This window comes from Streptomyces sp. NPDC058157 (assembly GCF_042884105.1).
Taxonomy (GTDB): domain Bacteria; phylum Actinomycetota; class Actinomycetes; order Streptomycetales; family Streptomycetaceae; genus Streptomyces.
The window spans coordinates 1-3408 of the sequence record NZ_JBHVUQ010000358.1 but is presented as its reverse complement, the minus strand read 5'-3'; the positions used below and the strand labels follow the sequence as shown (position 1 = coordinate 3408).

At 73.4% G+C, this 3408-nt stretch carries 4 protein-coding genes; 3 read left to right on the top strand and 1 reads right to left on the bottom strand.

Translation table 11 applies throughout. The features are described 5' to 3' along the window. Nucleotides 1-427: ROK family protein (locus ACFVXK_RS37660; protein WP_389621606.1), on the bottom strand; the 427-nt coding region annotated here is incomplete at its 3' end. Nucleotides 428-723: 296 nt separating this feature from the next. Here ACFVXK_RS37660 and ACFVXK_RS37655 point away from each other — a divergent pair. The 3 genes from ACFVXK_RS37655 (at nt 724) to otsB (ending at nt 3293) form a co-directional block, all read left to right on the top strand. Then, a complete protein-coding gene (locus ACFVXK_RS37655) occupies nt 724-1965 on the top strand; it encodes an extracellular solute-binding protein (protein WP_389621603.1) in 1242 nt (413 codons plus the stop codon). 83 nt (nt 1966-2048) lie between these two features. Next, a complete protein-coding gene (locus tag ACFVXK_RS37650) occupies nt 2049-2339 on the top strand; it encodes a DUF3263 domain-containing protein (protein ID WP_389621599.1) in 291 nt (96 codons plus the stop codon). A gap of 99 nt (nt 2340-2438) precedes the next feature. Then, on the top strand, nt 2439-3293 hold the full coding sequence (otsB, locus tag ACFVXK_RS37645) for a trehalose-phosphatase (RefSeq protein ID WP_389621596.1): 855 nt from the start codon (nt 2439-2441) through the stop codon (nt 3291-3293). Nucleotides 3294-3408 lie beyond the last annotated feature (115 nt).

Here is a 3408-nt window from a genome sequence, read left to right as displayed (position 1 = left end):
TGCCGGTGCCGAGGGTGACGAACAGGAAGCGGTCGGTGCCCCGGCCGGCGCCGATGCTGCCCTCGGCGAGCCCGCCCGTGCGGACGTCGTGGCCCAGGGCCACCGGGACGCCGCCGAGGCGGGCGGCGAGCAGCTCGCGCAGGGGGACGTCGCGCCAGCCCAGGTTCGCCGCGTACACGGCGATGCCGCGCTCGGCGTCGACGATGCCGGGGACCGCGACCCCGGCGGCCGAGGCGGCCGCGGCGAAGCGGTCCCGGCCGAGGTCGAGGAGCTCGGCGGCGAAGTCCAGGATCGTCTCGACGACGGCGTCGGCGCCCCGCTCGCGGCCGGTGGCGCGGCGCGCCTCGTGCAGCAGGGTGCCGTCTCCGGCGATGAGGGCGGCCTTCATCCCGGTGCCGCCCACATCGAGGGCGATGACGTGTTTCACGGGTTTCACAGAAGACAGTCTCGCGTGCTTGAAGGGGAAAGGTCTAGTCCATTGGGCGGGATTGTTGAGCGGCCATACAAATCCGGAAGGGCCGTTCGGGCCATGCCCGGGCCGCGCTCGGAGACGGTTTGGAAACAGTCCGGGCGCGAGGCCTCCGCCAGATGTGGTGCAGCCGCCAAAGTGGTGTAGACCTTACGTGGATCGTACGTACAACCTGGGGTGGATCGAGAACTGTGAAGGGCCGTTACCTGAGGCTGGCCGCGTCCGGCGCCGCACTGTGGCTGACCGGAGTGACGCTGACCGGCTGTGGAGCCGTACCGGGCCTCTCCGGGAACAACGAGGTGACCCTCCGGGTCGTGGCGGCCGACTACGGCGACAATCCGCAGAACTCCTCCGCCGCCTACTGGAAGAACCTCGCCACCGCCTTCGAGAAGGACAACCCCGGCGTCAAGGTCGAGGTCAGCGTCTACTCGTGGTCGGAGGTCGACGCCAAGGTCGCCGCGATGGTCAAGGCCGGCAAGGCCCCCGACATCGCCCAGATCGGCGCCTACGCCGACTACGCCGAGGCCGGCAAGCTCTACACCGCCGACGAACTGCTGTCGGTGAAGACCGAGGCCGACTTCCTCGCCCCGCTCGCCGACGCCGGCAAGGTCCGCCGCGTCCAGTACGGCATGCCCTTCGTCGCCAGCACGCGGCTGCTTTTTTACAACACCAAGCTCCTCGGCGACGCCGGGATCATCCCCAAGGACGGCTCCACCCCCTGGCAGCCCAAGAGCTGGGCCGAGGTCGAGGCGGCGGCGAAGAAGCTCAAGGGCGCGGGCGTACCCACCCCCTTCGCGCTGCCGCTGGGCCGCGAGGAGGCGCAGGCCGAGACGATGATGTGGCTGCTGTCCGGCGGAGGCGGCTACACCGACAACGAAGAGGCCTACGCGATCGACGCCCCGGAGAACGTCAAGACCTTCGAATTCCTCCGCGACCGCATGGTCGGCCAGGGCCTCACCGGCCCCGTCGAACCCGGCAAGCTCGACCGCCAGGCCGCCTTCGACGGCTTCACGCGCGGCGAGGTCGGCATGCTCAACGGCCACCCGACGCTGCTGAAGCAGGCCGCCGGGAAGGGCGTGAAGTTCGGCATGGTCGCCATGCCGACCGTCGACGGCACCGACCACTCCACGATGGGCGTCGCGGACTGGGTCATGGCCTTCAAGAACGGGCACAGGAAGGAGGCCGGCAAGTTCCTCGACCAGCTGTACGCGGCGAAGAACGTGACCACCTTCACCAACCAGTACGACCTCCTGCCCGTCACCACCAGCGGCTACCGCGCGATGGAGTCCGCGACCGGCGGCTCGGCGACCCAGCTGCGCACCTTCCTCACCGCCCTCCCGAACTCCCGCCTCTACCCGGCGGGCAAGAAGTCCTGGGCCGGGGTCAGCGAGGACATCAAGCAGAACATCGGCAAGGCGGTCCAGCCGGGCGGCCAGCCGGCGAAGGTCCTGGAGCAGATAGCCGACTCGGCACGGAAGGCGGACGGGGAGAAGTAGGACCCGGAGGGGCCGGCTCCGCGCCCCACCCCGCCGGGCCTGCGGGGCCGGGCGGTGTCGGTGGGGCGCGTTAGTGTGGCGGTATGACAGACGGCGGCCAGGCGGGTGAGACGGGTGAGACGGGCGGGGCGGCGGAGCAGCCGGCCGCGGGCCGCCTGACCGACGCCGAGGCCGCCGTACTCGCATACGAGGGCCGCAGCTGGCCCGGCCCCGGTGCGAAGGAGCGCGCGATACGCGAGGCGCTCGGGCTGAGCCCCGTGCGCTACTACCAGCTCCTCAACGCCCTCATGGACGACCCCCGGGCCCTCGCCCACGCCCCCGGCACCGTCAACCGCCTGCGCCGCATCCGCGAGGCCCAGCGGGCCCGGCGGTAGGCCCCGGCGTCCTTCCGGAGGGGTCCTGGACGCCCGCGGGCTGGATCACGGCTGGAGGGGTCTGGGCGGGGTCCCGGCCGCGCCGGTAGGGTCGTTCCCATGGGGAGCCATCCGCACCAGCCGCCGATGCCCGTGCCCGCCACCGCCGCCGGACGCGAGGGTCTCGAAGCCCTCCTCCGCAACCCCCGCAGAGCCGTCGTCGCCCTCGACTTCGACGGCACCCTCGCCGACATCGTCCCCGACCCCGACCAGGCCCGCGCACACCCCGACGCCGTCCCGGCGCTGGCCGCACTCGCCCCGCGGGTGGAGGCCGTGGCCGTGGTCACCGGCCGGCCCGCCGGGGTCGCCGTCCGCTACGGGGGCTTCGCCGGGGTCCCCGGGCTGGAGCACCTCGTCGTCCTCGGCCACTACGGGGCCGAGCGGTGGGACGCCGTCACCGGCGTCGTGCACGCCCCCGCCGAACACCCCGGGGTGGCGGCGGTACGGGCCGAGCTGCCCGGCTTCCTCGACGCCATCGGGGCGTGGCGGGGGACCTGGATCGAGGAGAAGGGCCAGGCCCTGGCCGTCCACACCCGCCGGGCCGAGGACCCCGAGGCGGCGTTCGAGTCCCTGCGCGAACCCCTCGCGGAGCTCGCCGCCCGCCACGGCCTGATCGTCGAGCCGGGGCGCGCCGTCCTGGAACTGCGGCCGCCGGGGATGGACAAGGGCGTCGCCCTGACCGAGTTCCTCCAGGAGCGGAACGCGGGGCCGGTCCTGTACGCGGGGGACGACCTGGGCGACCTCGCGGCGTACTCGGCGGTCGAGAAGCGCCGGGCGGAGGGCCTCCCGGGCCTCCTGGTGTGCAGCGGCTCGGCGGAGGTCCCGGAACTCGCGGCCCGCGCCGACCTGGTCCTCCCGGGCCCGGGCGCGGTGGCGGCGTTCCTGGGGCAGCTGGCGGGGGCGCTGCGGGGTTGAGCCCCTGGCGGCAGGGCGGGCGGGGGTGGGGGAGGGCGGGGTCTCGGCGGGGCGGTCTCGGGGAGGGGTTGGGGCTTTCCCGTCAGTCTCATCGTCCTTCCGCGTCGGGCCGGCC

What these genes read in the sequence shown, in the direction of transcription:
- ACFVXK_RS37650 (WP_389621599.1), top strand. Translation starts at nt 2,049, where the DNA reads ATGACAGACGGCGGCCAGGCGGGTGAGACGGGTGAGACGGGCGGGGCG.
- otsB (WP_389621596.1), top strand. Translation starts at nt 2,439, where the DNA reads ATGGGGAGCCATCCGCACCAGCCGCCGATGCCCGTGCCCGCCACCGCC.